Annotated in this window: 18 protein-coding genes; 12 read left to right on the top strand and 6 right to left on the bottom strand. The window is 59.9% G+C overall.

Features of this window, described 5'->3' with window-relative positions; genetic code table 11:
- Positions 1–55 precede the first annotated feature (55 nt).
- From LRK71_RS09970 to LRK71_RS09985, 4 genes are all read right to left on the bottom strand, one after another.
- Positions 56–883 (bottom strand): SDR family NAD(P)-dependent oxidoreductase, encoded by an 828-nt coding sequence (locus tag LRK71_RS09970; protein WP_232403049.1) that lies wholly within the window; start codon positions 881–883, stop codon positions 56–58.
- A gap of 117 nt (positions 884–1,000) precedes the next feature.
- Positions 1,001–1,423, bottom strand: a complete 423-nt coding sequence (locus LRK71_RS09975) for a MaoC family dehydratase (RefSeq protein WP_232403050.1) — start codon at positions 1,421–1,423, stop codon at positions 1,001–1,003.
- Positions 1,420–1,866 carry a MaoC family dehydratase N-terminal domain-containing protein gene (locus tag LRK71_RS09980; protein WP_232403051.1) on the bottom strand — a complete coding sequence of 149 codons (447 nt, stop codon included), beginning with the start codon at positions 1,864–1,866 and terminating at the stop codon, positions 1,420–1,422. Before LRK71_RS09980 ends, LRK71_RS09975 begins: the two co-directional genes overlap by 4 nt.
- A 10-nt stretch (positions 1,867–1,876) precedes the next feature.
- The gene (locus LRK71_RS09985; protein WP_232403053.1) at positions 1,877–3,061 is read right to left on the bottom strand and encodes a lipid-transfer protein; all 1,185 of its coding nucleotides are present in this window, start codon (positions 3,059–3,061) and stop codon (positions 1,877–1,879) included.
- A gap of 202 nt (positions 3,062–3,263) precedes the next feature.
- On the opposite strand from LRK71_RS09985, the gene LRK71_RS09990 reads away from it, so the two are divergent.
- Complete coding sequence (locus tag LRK71_RS09990) at positions 3,264–3,929, top strand: TetR/AcrR family transcriptional regulator (RefSeq protein WP_232403054.1); 666 nt, start codon at positions 3,264–3,266, stop codon at positions 3,927–3,929.
- Between the two features lie 34 nt (positions 3,930–3,963).
- On the opposite strand, the gene LRK71_RS09995 is transcribed toward LRK71_RS09990, so the two are convergent.
- Positions 3,964–4,824, bottom strand: a complete 861-nt coding sequence (locus tag LRK71_RS09995; RefSeq protein WP_232403055.1) for a helix-turn-helix domain-containing protein — start codon at positions 4,822–4,824, stop codon at positions 3,964–3,966.
- Between the two features lie 144 nt (positions 4,825–4,968).
- On the opposite strand from LRK71_RS09995, the gene pobA reads away from it, so the two are divergent.
- Entirely contained in the window at positions 4,969–6,150 is a 1,182-nt protein-coding gene (gene pobA / locus LRK71_RS10000; RefSeq protein WP_232403056.1) for a 4-hydroxybenzoate 3-monooxygenase, read from the top strand.
- 58 nt (positions 6,151–6,208) lie between these two features.
- Here pobA and LRK71_RS10005 read toward each other — a convergent pair whose 3' ends face one another.
- The gene (locus tag LRK71_RS10005) at positions 6,209–6,730 is read right to left on the bottom strand and encodes a winged helix-turn-helix transcriptional regulator (protein ID WP_232403057.1); all 522 of its coding nucleotides are present in this window, start codon (positions 6,728–6,730) and stop codon (positions 6,209–6,211) included.
- A gap of 94 nt (positions 6,731–6,824) precedes the next feature.
- Between LRK71_RS10005 and LRK71_RS10010 the strand changes: the two genes are divergently transcribed.
- From LRK71_RS10010 to moaD, 10 genes are all read left to right on the top strand, one after another.
- Positions 6,825–7,757: an alpha/beta fold hydrolase gene (locus LRK71_RS10010; protein ID WP_232403059.1), complete on the top strand. Its 933-nt coding sequence runs from the start codon at positions 6,825–6,827 to the stop codon at positions 7,755–7,757.
- Between the two features lie 148 nt (positions 7,758–7,905).
- Entirely contained in the window at positions 7,906–8,442 is a 537-nt protein-coding gene (locus LRK71_RS10015) for an SRPBCC family protein (RefSeq protein ID WP_232403061.1), read from the top strand.
- A gap of 174 nt (positions 8,443–8,616) precedes the next feature.
- The gene (locus LRK71_RS10020) at positions 8,617–9,546 is read left to right on the top strand and encodes an ABC transporter ATP-binding protein (protein WP_232403435.1); all 930 of its coding nucleotides are present in this window, start codon (positions 8,617–8,619) and stop codon (positions 9,544–9,546) included.
- Positions 9,543–10,304 carry an ABC transporter permease gene (locus LRK71_RS10025; protein ID WP_232403063.1) on the top strand — a complete coding sequence of 254 codons (762 nt, stop codon included), beginning with the start codon at positions 9,543–9,545 and terminating at the stop codon, positions 10,302–10,304. The genes LRK71_RS10020 and LRK71_RS10025 overlap by 4 nt, the downstream gene beginning before the upstream one ends.
- Before the next feature lie 151 nt (positions 10,305–10,455).
- Positions 10,456–11,253, top strand: coding sequence for a S49 family peptidase (locus LRK71_RS10030; RefSeq protein WP_232403065.1), 798 nt, complete (start codon positions 10,456–10,458; stop codon positions 11,251–11,253).
- 171 nt (positions 11,254–11,424) lie between these two features.
- Entirely contained in the window at positions 11,425–12,381 is a 957-nt protein-coding gene (locus LRK71_RS10035) for a calcium/sodium antiporter (protein ID WP_232403068.1), read from the top strand.
- Positions 12,382–12,461: 80 nt separating this feature from the next.
- Entirely contained in the window at positions 12,462–13,208 is a 747-nt protein-coding gene (locus LRK71_RS10040; protein ID WP_232403070.1) for an SDR family oxidoreductase, read from the top strand.
- Positions 13,209–13,553: 345 nt separating this feature from the next.
- Positions 13,554–15,431, top strand: coding sequence for an excinuclease ABC subunit UvrC (uvrC, locus tag LRK71_RS10045; RefSeq protein WP_408635994.1), 1,878 nt, complete (start codon positions 13,554–13,556; stop codon positions 15,429–15,431).
- 148 nt (positions 15,432–15,579) lie between these two features.
- Positions 15,580–16,251, top strand: a complete 672-nt coding sequence (gene pgsA, locus LRK71_RS10050; protein WP_232403073.1) for a CDP-diacylglycerol--glycerol-3-phosphate 3-phosphatidyltransferase — start codon at positions 15,580–15,582, stop codon at positions 16,249–16,251.
- On the top strand, positions 16,251–16,496 hold the full coding sequence (moaD, locus tag LRK71_RS10055; protein WP_232403075.1) for a molybdopterin converting factor subunit 1: 246 nt from the start codon (positions 16,251–16,253) through the stop codon (positions 16,494–16,496). Before pgsA ends, moaD begins: the two co-directional genes overlap by 1 nt.
- Positions 16,497–16,498 lie beyond the last annotated feature (2 nt).

Genomic DNA, 16,498 nt, shown 5'->3' on the forward strand with positions numbered 1-16,498 from the left:
CCCTGTTGTGAACGTCTTGCGGGGTGGGCCCGCTGTCGGCCCCGCCCCGGTTGCCTCAGGAGCCGCCGAAACCACCGCCGACGATCAGCGTCTGTCCCGAGACATAGTTGCTTTCGGGAATGCAGAAGAGATAGACGCCACCGGCGGCTTCTTCGGCGGTGCCTGCACGGCCCAGCGGGATCATCATCTCCATGCCCTGTACCAGTTTCTTGGGGATGCCAATCGCGACCTTGTTGCCTTCCACCTCGATGGATTTCTTTTCATCTGTGGCTTCGGTCAGGCGGGTGGAGATCATGCCAAAGGCAACCGCGTTGACGTTGACCTTAAAGCGTCCCCATTCTTTGGCCATGGTTTTGGTCAATCCGATGACGCCGGATTTGGCGGCAGAGTAATTGGCCTGGCCTGCATTGCCGCCGGTGCCCGAGATAGAGGAGATATTCACCACTTTGCGAAACACCTCGCGCCCCTCGGCGGTCTCGATGGCCACCTGTTCGGCGATAAAGGGGGCTGCTGCACGCATGATCTGAAACGGCGCTTTCAGGTGCACGTCGATCATGGCGTCAAACTGTTCGTCGCTCATCTTGCCGATGAAGCCATCCCAGGTGTAGCCGGCATTGTTGACGATAATGTCGACGCCACCAAACCTGTCGATGCCCGCCTGGATGAAGTCATTGGCAAAACCGGGGGCGGTGACCGAACCGGCAACGGCCAGGGCCTTGCCGCCCATGGCTTCGATCTCTGCCACCACCTGCTGCGCGGGGTCTGCGTCCAGATCGTTCAGCACCACATTGGCGCCATCCCCGGCCAGTTTCAGCGCAATTGAGCGGCCAATGCCGCGCCCGGCGCCGGTGACATAGGCGGTTTTGCCTGTAAGTTTTGTCATGGTTCAAGTTCCGTTTCATTCTCAGTTGAAGGCCCACCCGGCCTTTGGCCGAGTAGCGCCCGTCCGCCCCCATGGGTGGGCGCTTCGCTTCCGCCCACGGACGGGCTGCTGTTATCGCTAGGGCAGTTCCACCACGGCTTTACCTGCCAGTTTTACGTCACCATTCTGATCTGAGGCCTCGATCTCCAGCGCCACCAGATTGCCCTCGCGTTTCTCCACCACGCGGCCGGTGCAGGTTACCACCGCATGCACCTGGGTGATGGAAACAAACCTGGTCGAGAATTCCCGTACCGCGCGCTGTGGTACCCAGGCAGTCAGCAGGTGGCCCAGATAGGCCATGCCCAGCATGCCATGGGCAAAGACATCCGGCATGCCGGCGGCCTTGGCAAAATCAATGTCGATATGAATTGGATTGTGATCGCCCGAGGCGCCGGCAAACAGCGCCAGCGTGGTGCGGCTGATGGGTTTTGAGGTCACGGCGGGCAGGCTGTCGCCCACGTCTACCCCGGCAAAGGTCACGTCATGTGCAAAGGTGCTCATTTTGGATCCCTCACGACGATGGTGCCGGTCATGCCGCCCAGATCTTCACCCAGCTGATTTGTGGCTTGGGTTTTCAGGATTACAAACTCCATGGCGCCGCCCTTTTTGTCGTAGATGTCCATGCAGGTGCAGGTAAGGGTCACGCGGTCCCCGGCGCAGATCGGCACACCATAGGTAAAGGCCTGTTCGCCATGCAGCACATGGCCCAGCTCAATGCCCATGGCGTTGATGAAATAGAACCGGTCCTCGCGCTCCTGATCCAGTGTGAACAGAAAAGTCAGCGGCGCGGGCACGGCGCGATAGCCTGCGGCCTTTGCTGCGTCCTCGTCCCAGTAGATCGGATCACGCTGGCCGGTGGCGCGGGCAAAGGCGCGCAGCTGGCCGGATTCTACATCTACATGCAGCGGTGGAAAACTGCGGCCAATGAAAGCTCGGTCAATCATGTGGCTCTCCTCAGGCTGCCTGGTACAGGGTGATGACGCAGGCTCCGCCCAGACCAAGGTTATGCTGCAGTGCGGTGCGCGCGCCCGCGACCTGGGTGGGGCCGGCAGTGCCGCGCAATTGCCGCGTCAGCTCATAGCACTGCGCCAGGCCGGTGGCCCCCAGGGGATGGCCCTTGGACAGTAGCCCGCCCGAGGGGTTGGTGACATATTTGCCGCCATAGGTGTTGTCGCCATCCGCGATGAACTTGCTGGCGCCGCCTTCGGGGCACAGACCTAGGCCTTCGTAGGTGATCATTTCGTTATGGGCGAAACAGTCGTGCAGTTCGACCACATCAACGTCGTCGATACTGATGCCGGTCTGTTCCTGCACCTGTTTGGCGGCGGCTGCGGTCATGTCATAGCCGACCAATTGCATCATGTCGTGGGCCTCAAAGGTGGAGGCATAGTCGGTGGTCATCGCCTGGCCTTTGATGCGCACGGCCTGATTTAGCCCGTGTTTCTTGGCGTAATCTTCGCTGACCACAATTGCCGCTGCCGCTCCGCAGGTGGGGGGGCAGGCCATCAAACGGGTCATCACGCCTTCCCAGATCATCGGGCTGTCCAGCACGTCCTGAGGCGACAATTCCTGCCGGAACAGCGCCAGCGGGTTGTTCACCGCATGGCGGCTGGCCTTGGCGCGGATTCGGGCCAGATCGGTGAGAGAGGAGCCGTGTTTCTCCATGTGGGATTTGCCGGCGCCGCCAAAATAGCGCAGCGCCAGCGGAATCTCTGGGTGGCCGACCAGATCGTCGGTCTCGGCGTCAAAGGCATCAAAGGGGCTGGGCCGATCGTCCCAATGCGAAGTCAGCGCGCCGGGCTGCATGTGTTCAAAGCCAAGGGCCAGCGCCACATCCACCGCGCCGGACTGCACCGCCTGGCGCGCCATGAACAGCGCAGTCGAGCCGGTCGAGCAGTTGTTGTTCACATTCATCACCGGAATGCCGGTCATGCCCACCTTATAGAGCACCGCCTGCCCGCAGGTGCTGTCGCCATAGACATAGCCCGCATAGGCCTGCTGCACCGCGTCATAGGGCAGGCCCGCATCCGCCAGAGCATCGCGCAGGGCTGCGGCCCCCATCTCGGTATAGGGGGCGTTTTGACCGGGTTTGGCAAATTTGGTCATGCCCACTCCGGCGACCAGTACATCTGATGTCATTGGTGTTCTCCTTGGTGCAGCTTTGCGTCGGGATGAAATTACACTTGCGGGTTACTATTGTGCCGGCTGGCAAAAAGGTCAATCTTGATGTAACTGGCAGGTGTAATTACTGGACGTCACAAGCAGAGCGGCCTCGGCCTGTTTTGGCTGTGACAGGCAAAACTGTGATGGGCAAAACTGTGACGGGGCAAAGGGGGCTGTGGTGAGCGACGGTAAAAAGAACGTAGGGCAATCCTGCTGGACCACGCCCGATGCCAGCGCGGCACCTGACCCGGGTGCCAGCCGCGACGCCAAGCGAGAGGCCAAGCGGCGTGCGGTCTTGCAGGCGGGAGCGCGGCTGTTCAATGATCACGGCTATGAGCAGACGTCGCTGGAAGACATAGCAGCAGCCCTGAAAATCACCAAGCGAACAATCTATTACTACGTTGAAAGTAAAGAAGATATTCTCTTTGGATGTCACCTGTTGGGGTTGGATTTTCTGGGGCAGACCATGGCGCAAAGTCAGGATGAAAGCCTGCCGGTGGTGGATCGCATTGCGCTGTTGGTGCGGGGCTATTGTTTCTGGGTGTCCACCGATCTTGGTGCCACGATTGCCATGGTGCGCGAGCAAAGCCTGTCGCCAGCGCGCCGCGCGGCGCTGCGGGCCAGCAAGGCCGAGGTTGATTTTCTGCTGCGGGATTTGATCAGCCAGGGTGTTGCCGAGGGCAGTCTGCAGCCCTGCGACCCACGGCTGGTGGCGGCGGCGGTCTTTGGCGCGCTGAACTGGATCCCCCATTGGAATCGGGTTGCAGACCCGGTGCCGCCCGAAGCCATCGCGGCGCAGTATCTGCAGCTGATCTTCACTGGGATGGCGGCCCCTTTGCCCTAGTGGCATATGGTTCGGACTGCGCGCTCTGAGACGGCTATCTGGTCTCGCTGACTGTTTGGCGAAACACTTTGGGCGGCAGGCCGGTACCCTTGGCAAACACCCGGCTGAAATGCGCCGGATCGGAAAACCCCAGATCATAGGCGATCTGCGCCGCTGTCAGGTTGGTGTAGATCAGCATCCGGCGCGCCTCTCGCAGCATGCGCTCGTTGATCAACCGCGAGGCCGATTGCCCGGCAGAACGGTGAGAAATGCGGTTCAGATGGGTTGGTGAGATCGCCAACTCGCGGGCATACTCGGCCAGCGGGCGGCGGCTGCGGAAATCACGTTCGATCATCGCCTCGAATCGGTTGAACAACGGGCTGCCGGCCAGCGGTTGATTGGCGCTGTCGGCCTCAAATATGGCCCGTGCCGCCAGGGCGATTAGGGCCCCGGCCAGCGACCGAAGCACCTGGGCGCGGGCAAAATCCTGGCGGTGATATTCGTCAAACAGATGCTCTGCCAGATTCCGCAACGCTGCGGGCAGGGGCAGCACGGCAGCCTGTTCCAACGGCGCGCGCAGTCCCTCGCCGGGATGGATGCAATGGTCCAGCAGATCCGAGGTCAGCGTCACCACCCAGCCCCGTGTCTGTGGTGCAAAGTCATAGCCATGTACCACGCCGCGCGGAATATTGACAAAACTGCCCTGCGGGATCGGTTCGGCCCGCCCGTCTATCTCTGCTTCGCCGCTGCCACTGGTCAGGAACAGCAGCTGATGCAGCCGCGTGTGGCGATGCGCCTTCAGCTGCCAGTCATGCAGTGCCGAGCGCGAGCGAATGGTTTCGACATGTAAAACATCGGCAAGTTCGGCAGTTTCGCCAAACAGATTGTAGCTACGGATATGAGAGGCGCTGGACATGTGCGAAATATACAAGGGCCTGCGCGCTCAGTCCATTCGCAAAGTGGTTTTTTTGCTGCACATTAAGGAACGCTCATTGGCCCACGCCGGGTCGTCGCGCGTTTGTGAGGGGCCAATCGGGCCAAAGTGCAGGGAGACGCGAACATGTCGCATATTACCACCCAAGTTGCCATCATTGGTGGCGGCCCGTCCGGTCTTTTGTTGTCGCAGCTGCTGCATCGGCAGGGGATCGAAACCGTGGTGCTAGAGCGCCAGACCCGTGCCTATGTGCTGGGGCGCATTCGCGCCGGAGTGTTGGAACGCGGCTTTGTCGAGCTGATGCGCGAGGCCGACTGTGCGGCGCGGATGGAGGCCGAGGGCGAAGAGCACCATGGCGTCTATTTGGCACATCAGGGGCGGATGGACCGGATCGATCTGGCAGCTTCGGCCGATGGGGCAACCGTCATGGTCTATGGCCAGACCGAGGTAACCCGCGATCTGTACGAGGCCCGTGATGCCATGGGCGGAACGGTCATCCATAAGGCGCAGGATGTGCAACCGCATAATTTAAAATCAGAAAAACCCTATGTAACCTATGAGATCGACGGCACAGAGCATCGTGTAGATTGTGATTTTATCGTCGGTGCCGATGGCTTTCACGGGGTCAGCCGCAAGTCTATCCCTTCGGATGTGCTGCGCGAATATGAAAAGGTCTATCCCTTTGGCTGGCTGGGGGTTCTGTCAGAAACCAAACCTGCCTCGCCCGAGCTGGTCTATGCCCGTCATGAACGTGGCTTTGCGCTGTGTTCGATGCGCAGCCAGGTGCTGAGCCGCTATTACATTCAGGTGCCGCTGACCGACAAGGCTGAAGACTGGAGCGACGCAGATTTCTGGAAAGAGCTGAAGGCGCGGCTGCCGCAGGAGGTGGCCGAGGGGCTGCAAACCGGCGACTCGATCGAGAAATCCATCGCGCCGCTGCGCAGTTTTGTCGCCGAGCCGATGCGCTACGGGCAGTTGTTCCTGGCTGGAGATGCGGCGCATATCGTGCCGCCAACCGGGGCCAAGGGGCTGAATTCGGCGGCGTCCGATATCTACTATCTCTATCATGGCTTTAAGGATCACTACCAGCGCGGCGACAGTGCCGGGTTGGATCAGTATTCTGAAAAAGCCCTGGCGCGGGTCTGGAAAGCAGAACGCTTCAGCTGGTGGATGACCAACCTGCTGCATCGCTTTCCAGATATGGATGAGGTTGATCTGCGGCTGCAATGCGCCGATCTAGACTATCTGTTTTCCTCCAAGGCGGCGCAGGCCTCTATGGCGGAAAACTATGTGGGCCTGCCCTACTAGCAGGGGGGGGCGGTCTGCCGGGTGGCTGGCCGTCGTCGTCGAAATCTAATCTTTGACCTTACTTTGCCGTGGGTCTGGCAAGAGCTGCATCCTCGGCCCTATCTGTTGTGGGCAGATCTGCCGCGCTTTGGCCGGTGGCAGGCTTGGGCACCATCAAAACGGTGCGATGGGTCAGTTCTTGCCCGCTCTTGCGGTCGGTCACGACCGGTTCGACCTCCTCGCCGCCATCGCGGGTGACAAAGGCAAAGGGCGTTGGGGTGGGGCTGGGCAGGTTGTGCTCGGCCCAGTCTTGCATCGCCAGCAACACCGGCGCAAAGCTCTTGCCGCTGGGGGTGAGACGGTATTCATGCCGCAGCGGTCGCTGTTGATAGGGGTGGCGTTCCAGTACCCCCATTGTTTCCAGCCGTTTTAGTCGCTCTGCCAGCAGGTGGCGGGTGACGCCAAGGCGTTTCTGAAAACCGTCAAACCGGCGCACCCCAAGGAAACATTCCCGCAGGATAAGTAGGGTCCAGCGGTCGCCAACCACGCCCATGGCGCGGGCCAGGGGGCAGGCGTCCGCGTTGAGATCATGCCATTTCATGGGCTGATTCCTATCATGGATTGACAGAGTTCTCAAATGGAACTGATAATGAGTTCTAAAATAGAACCGACTCAGTCCTGAAGGAGGACCCCCGATGGTCACTGCCATATCTGCCTGCCCTACCGCTGTCCGCCGCTCCGGTTCTGCGCCCCGTCGGCAAGCGCCCAAATGGATGCAGCGGATCACGCGGACGCTCAGCTTCTGCGCCCCCTCTGTCGCGGCCCAGCTCTTAGCCTATCTGTTCACCCGACCAAGACGGCAGAAACTACCGCGGCACGAACGCGCCTGGCTGCTGGCAGCGCGGGCGCGGCCTATGCGGCTGAGCACCGGAGAGCTGGTGCCGCTTTATGAGTGGCGCGACCAGACCCCGGGGCAGGGCGTTCTGGATGAAGCCCCGCTGCCGACAGTGCTTTTAGTGCATGGCTTTGGCGGGCGCGCCGGGCAGATGGGGGGCTTTGTCGCGCCACTGGTGGCAGCAGGCTACCGGGTGGTGGCCTTTGATGCGCCAGCACATGGTGCGGCGGCGGGTCACCGCAGCTCGCTGCCCGAAATGCGCCTGGCGGTGCAAGAGGTGGCGGCGGCGCTGGGGCCGCTGGCCGGAGTTGTGGCCCATTCCAATGGCGCGGCGGCAGTGCTTGTCGCGCTCAGCCGTGGCATGCAGGCGCAGCGTCTGGCGTTTCTGGCACCAATGCCCGATGTCGAAGGCTTCTTGCAGCGGCTGGCCGCGCAGCTCGGGTTTTCGCAGCGGGTGGCCAAGGCAACGCAACAGCGGATTGAGGCCCGCTATGGCCTGCCTTTTGCAGCGTTGAAGGCGGTGCAATTGCTGCCACAGCTGTCCCAAACAGCGCTGATCGTGCAGGACCGCGATGACCCGATTGTCCCCCTGGCAGAGGTCGAAGAACTGGCACAGCACTGGCCCGGCGCCAGGTTGCAGGTGACAACGGGTCTGGGGCACAATCGCCTGCTGCGCGATGCCACCAGCATTGCCGGTGTGGTTTCCTATCTGGGCGCGCCGCAACAGCCCTAGGGGCAGCGGCGGGTGCTGCTGCGCTCTGCCCCTTACGCCTTGGCAGAGCCGGTGCCTGTCGGTTAGATCTAGAGATGAGAGAGCTAACAGGTTTACAACAGGGCCCAGAGGTCGCGTTCTGCGCCAATCCCCCGACAGGAGAGCCACCATGCAGATGAGTGATAGCAAAGAAATCGCCGCCCCCCCGGCAGAGGTCTATGCCGCCTTGTTGAATCCAGAGGTGCTGAAGGCCTGCGTGCCCGGCGCCCAAGAGGTCAGCGGTAGCGTAGAGGACGGCTTTGAGGCCTCGGTGACGCAGAAGGTTGGCCCGGTGAAGGCGACGTTCAAAGGCCAGGTCACCCTGTCGGATTTGATCGAGAATGAAAAACTGACCATCACCGGAGAAGGCAAGGGCGGCGCGGCGGGCTTTGCCAAGGGCGGCGCGGTTGTCAGCCTGACCCCCAGCGAGACTGGGACGCTGCTGTCCTATGAGGTTGAGGCCAAGGTCGGTGGCAAGCTGGCGCAGCTGGGCAGCCGCATCATCGACGGCTTTGCCAAAAAGATGGCTGATCAGTTCTTTGTCAATCTGCAGACCTATCTGGCCCCTGCGGATCCCCCCGAGACTGCCGCCAGTGACGACGTGGCGGGCGAAGATGCGCCACAGGCAGGCAAAAAGGGCTGGTTCAAAAAGATCACCGGTAACTAACCGGCACGCGATCCGCCTGGGTCCGTCTGGGTCCAGCCGTCGGGTCAGGCCGCGCAACCCTCCGACATTGGATCCCTGCGCAGGCGCACATGTCCCTGCGCATCCTGTCTCTGGTGGCTGGCCTGCTGCCCCGGTAGGTTGTGCGAAATGAACTCTCAGTCTAGTGGAGGCTCCATGGCGGCGATCCTATCCATTTCCGATCTGCGCAAATCCTATGAAGGTGGCTTTGAGGCGCTGAAAGGGGTCTCTCTCGAGATCGAAGAGGGGGAAATCCTGGCCCTTCTGGGCCCCAATGGTGCCGGAAAGACCACTCTGATTTCAACTGTTTGCGGTATTATCACTCCCAGCTCTGGCAAGGTGCTGGTGGGCGGCCACTGCATCTTGGACGATTTTCGCGCCGCGCGCTCGCTGATCGGCTTGGTGCCGCAGGAAATCAACCTGGAACCCTTTGAAAAGGTCATCAACTCGGTTCGGTTCTCGCGCGGGTTGTTTGGCAAGCCCAAAAACGATGTGCTGATCGAAGAGATCCTGAAGAAACTGTCGCTTTGGGATAAGCGCAACAGTCAGGTCAAGGAGCTGTCCGGTGGCATGAAGCGCCGGGTGCTGATCGCCAAGGCGCTGGCCCATGAACCGCGCGTGCTGTTTCTGGATGAACCCACTGCGGGCGTGGATGTCGAGCTGCGCAAAGACATGTGGGATGTGGTGCGAGAGCTGAAAGCGAACGGCGTTACCATCATCCTGACCACCCATTATATCGAAGAAGCCGAGGCCATCGCCGACCGTGTCGGGGTGATTGCCGACGGTCAGATTCTGCTGGTCAAGGATAAGGACGACCTGATGGCGCAGCTGGGACAAAAGCAGCTCTGCGTGCATCTCAGCACTGCCATCGACACAGTGCCAGAGGCGCTGGCACCACATGGGCTGGCGCTGAATGGGGCAGGGGACGCCCTGATCTACACCTATGACACCAAGGCAGAGCGCACCGGCATCACCGCCCTGTTGAACGATGTTGCTGCGGCGGGGCTGGTCTTGTCGGATGTCTCGACCCGGCAATCCAGTCTGGAAGATATTTTTGTGGGTCTCGTGTCAGGAGATAAATCATGAACTGGATGGCAATCTGGTCTATCTACCGTTTTGAAATGACTCGGTTCTTTCGAACACTATTTCAAAGCTTTCTCTCGCCTGTCCTGTCAACCTCGCTGTACTTTGTGGTCTTTGGCGCCGCCATCGGCAGCCGTATCGACCAGGTGGATGGCATCGATTACGGTGCCTTTATCGTGCCGGGGCTGATCATGCTCAGCGTGATGACGCAGAGCATTTCAAACGCGTCTTTTGGCATCTATTTCCCCAAATTCATCGGCACCATCTATGAGCTGCTGTCGGCACCGGTGAATTTTCTTGAGATCGTGCTGGGCTATGTCGGCGCGGCGGCCACGAAGGCGCTGTTCATTGGCTTTGTCATCCTGGCCACAGCAACCCTGTTTGTTGATCTGACCATCGCCCACCCGCTGGCCATGGTGTTGTTTTTGCTGCTGACCTGCCTCAGTTTTGCGCTGATGGGCTTTATCATCGGGATCTGGGCCAAGAACTTTGAACAGCTGCAACTGGTGCCGCTGCTGGTGGTGACGCCACTGGTGTTTCTGGGCGGCTCTTTCTATTCAATATCCATGCTGCCGCCGATCTGGCAGAAGATCACCCTGTTCAATCCGGTGGTCTATCTGATTTCGGGCTTTCGCTGGTCTTTCTTTGGCACCTCGGATGTGCCGGTAGGGATAAGCCTGCTGGCCATTGGAGGCTTTACGGCGCTGTGCCTTGCGGTGATCTGGTGGATTTTCAAGTCCGGCTGGCGCATCCGGTCCTGATCCGGCACTGCGGTAGGGGATTGCGCAGATAGCGCGCACCCTGTCGTGGAGCGTTGCAAATATACACAGGCCCCCCCTCAGTTTTGGCTGGAACGGGTTTTGTGAGGGCGGTTCCCTTGTTTCACCTCCGGTGGGCATCTACATCGGCGCCATGATGCTGCGCATACCCTTTGTGAAAAACCCGCCCCTCGTTTCTGTTGTGCGTCTCTCCGGAGCCATTGGCATGTCAGGCCGTGGTGCCTTAAACGATGTCTCCCTGGCACCGGTGCTGGAGGCTGCCTTTACCAAGGGCAAGCCTGTCGCCGTTGCGCTTGAAATAAATTCCCCTGGGGGATCGCCGGTGCAAAGCGCCCTGATCGGCGCGCGCATCCGGCGTCTGGCCGAGGAAAAGAACATTCCTGTGCTGGCCTTTGTCGAAGATGTTGCTGCCTCGGGGGGCTATTGGCTGGCGGCCTCGGCGGATGAAATCTGGGCCGACGCCAGCTCTATTCTGGGCTCTATCGGGGTGATTTCGGCCGGCTTTGGTGCCCAAGAGTTGTTGATCCGGCACGGGGTCGAACGCCGCGTTTATACGGCTGGCAAAAGCAAATCCATGCTGGATCCGTTTCAGGCGGAAAACCCCGAAGATGTGGCCCGGCTGAAAACTCTGCTGGGCGAGATCCACACCAATTTCATTGACTATGTCACCCAGCGGCGCGGCGATAAGCTGGACAGCAGCCAGGATCTGTTCACCGGCGAAATCTGGCTGGCCAAACGCGCCAGCGAGTTGGGCCTGATTGACGGGCTTGGCCATCTTAAACCGCAGTTGGTGGCGCGGTTCGGCGACAAGGTAAAGCTGCGGCGCTATGGCGTCAAAAAGCCTTTCCTCAGCCGGTTTGGCCTGCAACTGGCGCAGGATGCCCTGGCCGGGATAGAGGAGCGGGCAGAGTTTGCCCGCTTTGGGCTCTGACGTGATTTTTAAGATTGTTACCCTGTTCTTGGTGGTCATAGCGGTGCTGGCGATGTTCGGGAAATTTACCTTTCCTGGACAAAAACGCCTGCAGTCTGCGCGCTGTCCGTCTTGTGGGCGGTTCAAAATTGGAAAAAGCCCCTGTGGGTGCAAACTAAAAGGACCGCGTAAATGATTCCGTGGCTGCTGTGTGGTTTGGGTCTTGTGATCCTGCTTTTGGCTGGGGATGCCTTGGTACGCGGAGCGGTGAACCTGTCGCTGCGCCTGGGCGTGCCTGCACTGATCGTCAGCCTGACCATTGTTGCCTTTGGCACCTCTGCGCCAGAGCTGCTGATCGCGATCAATGCAGTGGCGGTTGATGCCGACGGGATTGCCCTGGGCAATGTGGTGGGGTCCAACACTGCCAATATCTTGATGGTTCTGGGTATTCCGGCGCTGATTGCCACCCTGCATACCAGCCAATGTGACACCCGCAAAAGCTATGTCTTTATGCTGGTGGCGTCACTGCTGTTTATTGGTCTGGCCATGTGCGGCACCCTGACCATCTGGTCTGGGCTGATCCTGTTGGCGGCGCTCACCTTCTTTCTTGGGGATGCCTTCCGCGAGGCTCGCGCCCATCGCAAGATCTGTTGCGGCGATGCCGACGACGACCTGCTGGAGGGCCTGGAAGAAGCGGATCCCGATATGCCCTATTGGCGCGTTGGTATCTATCTTGTCCTCGGGCTGATCGGTTTGCCTCTGGGGGCGGATCTCTTGGTGGATAACGCCACAATCATTGCCCGGATGTATCATGTCAGCGAAACGGTTATTGGCCTCACACTGGTGGCAATTGGCACCTCGTTGCCAGAGCTATCGACCACGGTGATGGCAACCCTGCGGCGGCAGGCAGATGTCGCGCTTGGTAATGTCATCGGCTCTAACATGTTTAACCTGCTGGCCATTATCGGTATCGCCACCTTGGTTGGGCCGATCTCGGTTGATCCTGAATTCCTGCGTTTTGATCTTTGGGTTATGTTGGCAGCCTCGCTCCTGATCTTTCCGTTTGTCTTCCTGAAAAAAGATATCACGCGGGCCTGGGGGATCGGTCTGACCGGGCTTTACATCACCTATCTGGTGGTGCTGTTCTGATCCTGTTTTGAGACCGCCCCCAGCGATCAAACCGGGCAGAACGCAGCCGGGGCCAGCCAAACCCTGAGGGAGGGCATGATATGCGCGCATTGGTAACCGGGGCGGGCAAGCGGCTTGGTCGCGCCATGGCGCTCAAACTTGCCACCGAGGGTTATGACGTGGCGGTGCATTACAACCGCTCTGCCGCCGCCGCTGAAGAGGTGGCGGCGCAGATCCGCGCCATGGGGCGTCAGGCGGTGACCCTAGAGGCCGATCTGTTGTCAGAGGCGGCCAGCGCTGATCTGCTGCCCCGCGCCGCAGCTGCGCTTGGCGGGGCGGTGACCTGCCTGGTGAACAATGCTTCTATCTTTGAACCGGACCTGCTGGAGAACGCCACTGCTCGCAGCTGGAACCGGCATTTTGGCAGCAATCTGCGCGCGCCCTTTGTGCTGATCCAGGCGCTGGCGCAGCAACGTGTCGCGCCGCGATACGACAGCAAGGGCGAATCCCTGGCCTGGGGGCTGGTGGTCAATATGGTTGATCAGCGGGTCCGCAACCTGGCCCCGGATTACATGAGCTACACCCTGGCGAAATCGGCGCTCTGGACCCTGACCCAAACCGCGTCACAGGCGTTGGCGCCGGGGATCCGTGTCAACGCGATCGGGCCGGGACCAACCCTTGCCAATATCCACCAAAGCCCGGCGGAATTTGCTCAGGAGCGCGCTGCCACCCCGCTGCAACGGGGGGTACACCCCGAGGATATCACCGCTGCGCTTGGCTATCTGCTTGCCGCGCCTGCAGTGACTGGCCAGTTGATCTGCGTCGATGGCGGTGAACATCTGGGTTGATCGCCTCGCACTGGTGCCTGGGTAAAGCTTTGCCCGATTTAGCTGTTATTTGCGTTGACCCCAGAAAAGTTGTGCACCTACGTTGCCGCCGTCACAGATTCGTTACAAAAGAGTCTTTAAATTCAAAAACTTGAAAGAGCTTATAAAATTTATCCTTACATTACAGTGACTTAATAATTTGCCCAAATATTAAGCATCCGTCAAAATCTGGCCTGAAATAAGGGAAAAGCGCGGATAGCCCAAAGATATCTTCAGCCTTATCCACAGGTACCGTGGATTTGTTCAGCCCTTGAAATTGTCGGGCAGTCATTGCAGCGCGGCGCTGGGAATCATATGACTAACAGCATGACAGACGACAGATCAGAGCTCGCTGCCGAACAGCCCAGAACCGGCTACGGTGTCATCCAGGACTATGTCAAAATGCTGGATGCCTCTCCGGGGGTTTATCGTATGCTGGATAGCGAAAGCCGGGTGCTTTATGTCGGCAAGGCGCGCAATCTCAGGGCGCGAGTGTCGAACTATACCCGGCCGGGGAATTCGCCTCGGATTGAACGGATGATCGCGCTGACTGCGACCATGATGTTTCTTACCACCCGGACGGAAACCGAGGCGCTGCTGCTGGAGCAGAACCTGATCAAGCAGCTGAAGCCCAAATACAACGTGCTGCTGCGCGATGACAAAAGCTTCCCCAATATTCTGGTGGCCAAGGATCACCCCTTTGCTCAGCTCAAGAAACATCGCGGAGCGCGCAAACAGAAGGGCAGCTATTTTGGCCCCTTTGCCAGTGCTGGCGCGGTGAACCGGACGCTCAACCAGCTGCAAAAGGCGTTTTTGTTGCGCGATTGTTCCAATGCGATGTTTGAAAGCCGCACCCGCCCCTGCCTGCAATATCAGATCAAACGCTGTTCAGCCCCCTGCACTGGCGAGATCTCGCAGGAAGACTATGCTCTGGCAGTGCGCGATGCCGAACGCTTCCTCGCCGGGCGCTCGACCAAGATTCAGGAAGAGCTGGGCGCTGAGATGATGAAGGCCTCTGAGGCGATGGAGTTTGAACGCGCGGCAGCGCTGCGCGATCGCATCAAGGCCCTGACCCAGGTGCAATCGGTGCAGGGCATCAACCCGCGCGGCGTTGCCGAGGCCGATATCATCGGCCTGCATATGGAGGGTGGCCAAGCCTGTGTGCAGGTGTTCTTCATTCGCGCCAACCAGAACTGGGGCAATCAGGATTTTTATCCCCGCGTTGAGGCCGATATGTCGGCAGCCGAGGTCATGGAGGCCTTTCTCGGTCAGTTCTATGACAACAAAGAACCGCCCCGGCAGTTGATCCTGTCGGATGCCATTGAAAACACCGATCTGATGGAGGACGCGCTGAGCGGGAAGGCCGGACGCCGGGTTGAACTTTTGGTGCCGCTGCGCGGTGAAAAGACCGAGCTGGTCGCCGGGGCTGTGCGCAATGCCCGCGAAAGCCTGGCCCGGCGCATGGCCGAAAGCGCGACGCAAACCCGGCTGCTGAAAGGTCTGGCCGATGCCTTTGGCCTGAAGGCACCGCCGCAGCGGATCGAGGTCTACGACAACTCGCATATTCAGGGCACCAATGCGGTGGGTGGCATGATTGTTGCCGGGCCCGAGGGCTTTATGAAAAACGCCTATCGCAAATTCAACATTCGCGGTGATGATCTGGTGCCGGGGGATGACTTTGGCATGATGAAAGAGGTGCTGAACCGGCGGTTTTCGCGCCTGAAAAAGGAAGACCCTGACCGCGAAAAGGGAATGTGGCCGGATCTATTGCTGATCGACGGTGGCGCGGGGCAGGTTTCGGCGGTGGCAGAGATCATGGCCGAACACGGGGTGCAGGATATTCCCATGGTTGGGGTCGCCAAGGGGGTTGATCGCGATCACGGCAAAGAGGAATTCCACCGCCTGGGCGAGGCTGCCTTTGCGCTGCAGCGCAATGACCCGGTTTTGTATTTTGTCCAGCGGATGCGCGATGAGGCGCACCGCTTTGCCATCGGCACCCATCGGGCCAAACGCGCCAAGGCCGTTGGCGCCACGCCCCTGGATGAGATCCCCGGCGTTGGTGCCAGCCGCAAGCGCGCCCTGCTGGCGCATTTTGGCAGTGCCAAGGCTGTCAGCCGTGCCGATTTGCCAGATCTGAAAGCGGTCGACGGTATTTCCCTTGCCCTGGCAGAACGGATCTATGATCATTTCCACAGTGGGAAATAGGAAGCGCGCCCCAGGCTAGGAACGGGCGCCCCCCTGGTTGCCCTTGGCCCCGGTGCGTTGCACATATGCGCTGGAGTCACAGCATTCTGAAACCGAAAGTGTCTTATGCGTCTTTTATGTTTGCAGGGCGCATTGTAGGGTCCGCCGCATGAAATGGACCCTGCCCAATATCCTGACCCTGGTGCGCCTGCTGGCGGCCCCCGGTCTCGCCGTTATGTTTCTCTACTTTTCCCGCCCTCTGGCGGATTGGTTTGCCCTGATCCTGTTTGTGGGGGCAGCCATCACCGATTGGTTTGATGGCTATCTGGCCCGCGCCTGGAAACAGGAAACCAAGATGGGCGCAATGCTGGATCCCATCGCCGACAAGGCCATGGTGGTGATCGCATTGATGATCCTGGTGGGCTATGCTGACGAACACTGGACCCCCTGGCTGGTACTGCCGGCGACCGTGATTCTGTTCCGCGAGGTCTTTGTGTCTGGCCTGCGAGAATTCTTGGGCGATACGGCGGGAACGCTGAAGGTCACCCAGCTGGCCAAGTGGAAAACAACGGCGCAGATGGTGGCGATTGCCACGCTGTTCTCGCAGGGGGTTTTTGAACATTATCTGGTGATGTCCTCCATTGGGATGGATGAGACCTTGATCGAACAGATCCTGAACGGTCAGGTCGAAGACGTGAACGGGCTGCGCTGGAAGCTGGATGGTATGGTCTGGACCGGGCGGATCGGGCTGTGGCTCTTGTGGATTGCGGCGGCTTTGACCCTGATCACCGGTGCGGATTACATGCGCAAGGCGCTGCCGCATCTGAAGGAGAGCCGCTAATGGATATCGTTTATTTTGCCTGGGTACGTGAGCGAATCGGCCTGGCCCGCGAAGAAGTTGAAACCAGCGCTGCAACGGTTGCCGATCTGGTGACAGAGCTGAGCGGCCGCGAAGAGCGCTACGCCGCCGCCTTTGCCGATCTGTCGGCACTGCGGGTGGCGCTGGATCAAGAGCTGTCCGATTTTGACGCGCCGCTTGCCGGCGTGCGCGAAGTGGCCTTCTTTCCTCCGATGACGGGGGGGTGATC

This window comes from Pseudophaeobacter flagellatus (genome assembly GCF_021228235.1).
GTDB classification, from domain to species: Bacteria; Pseudomonadota; Alphaproteobacteria; order Rhodobacterales; family Rhodobacteraceae; genus Pseudophaeobacter; species Pseudophaeobacter flagellatus.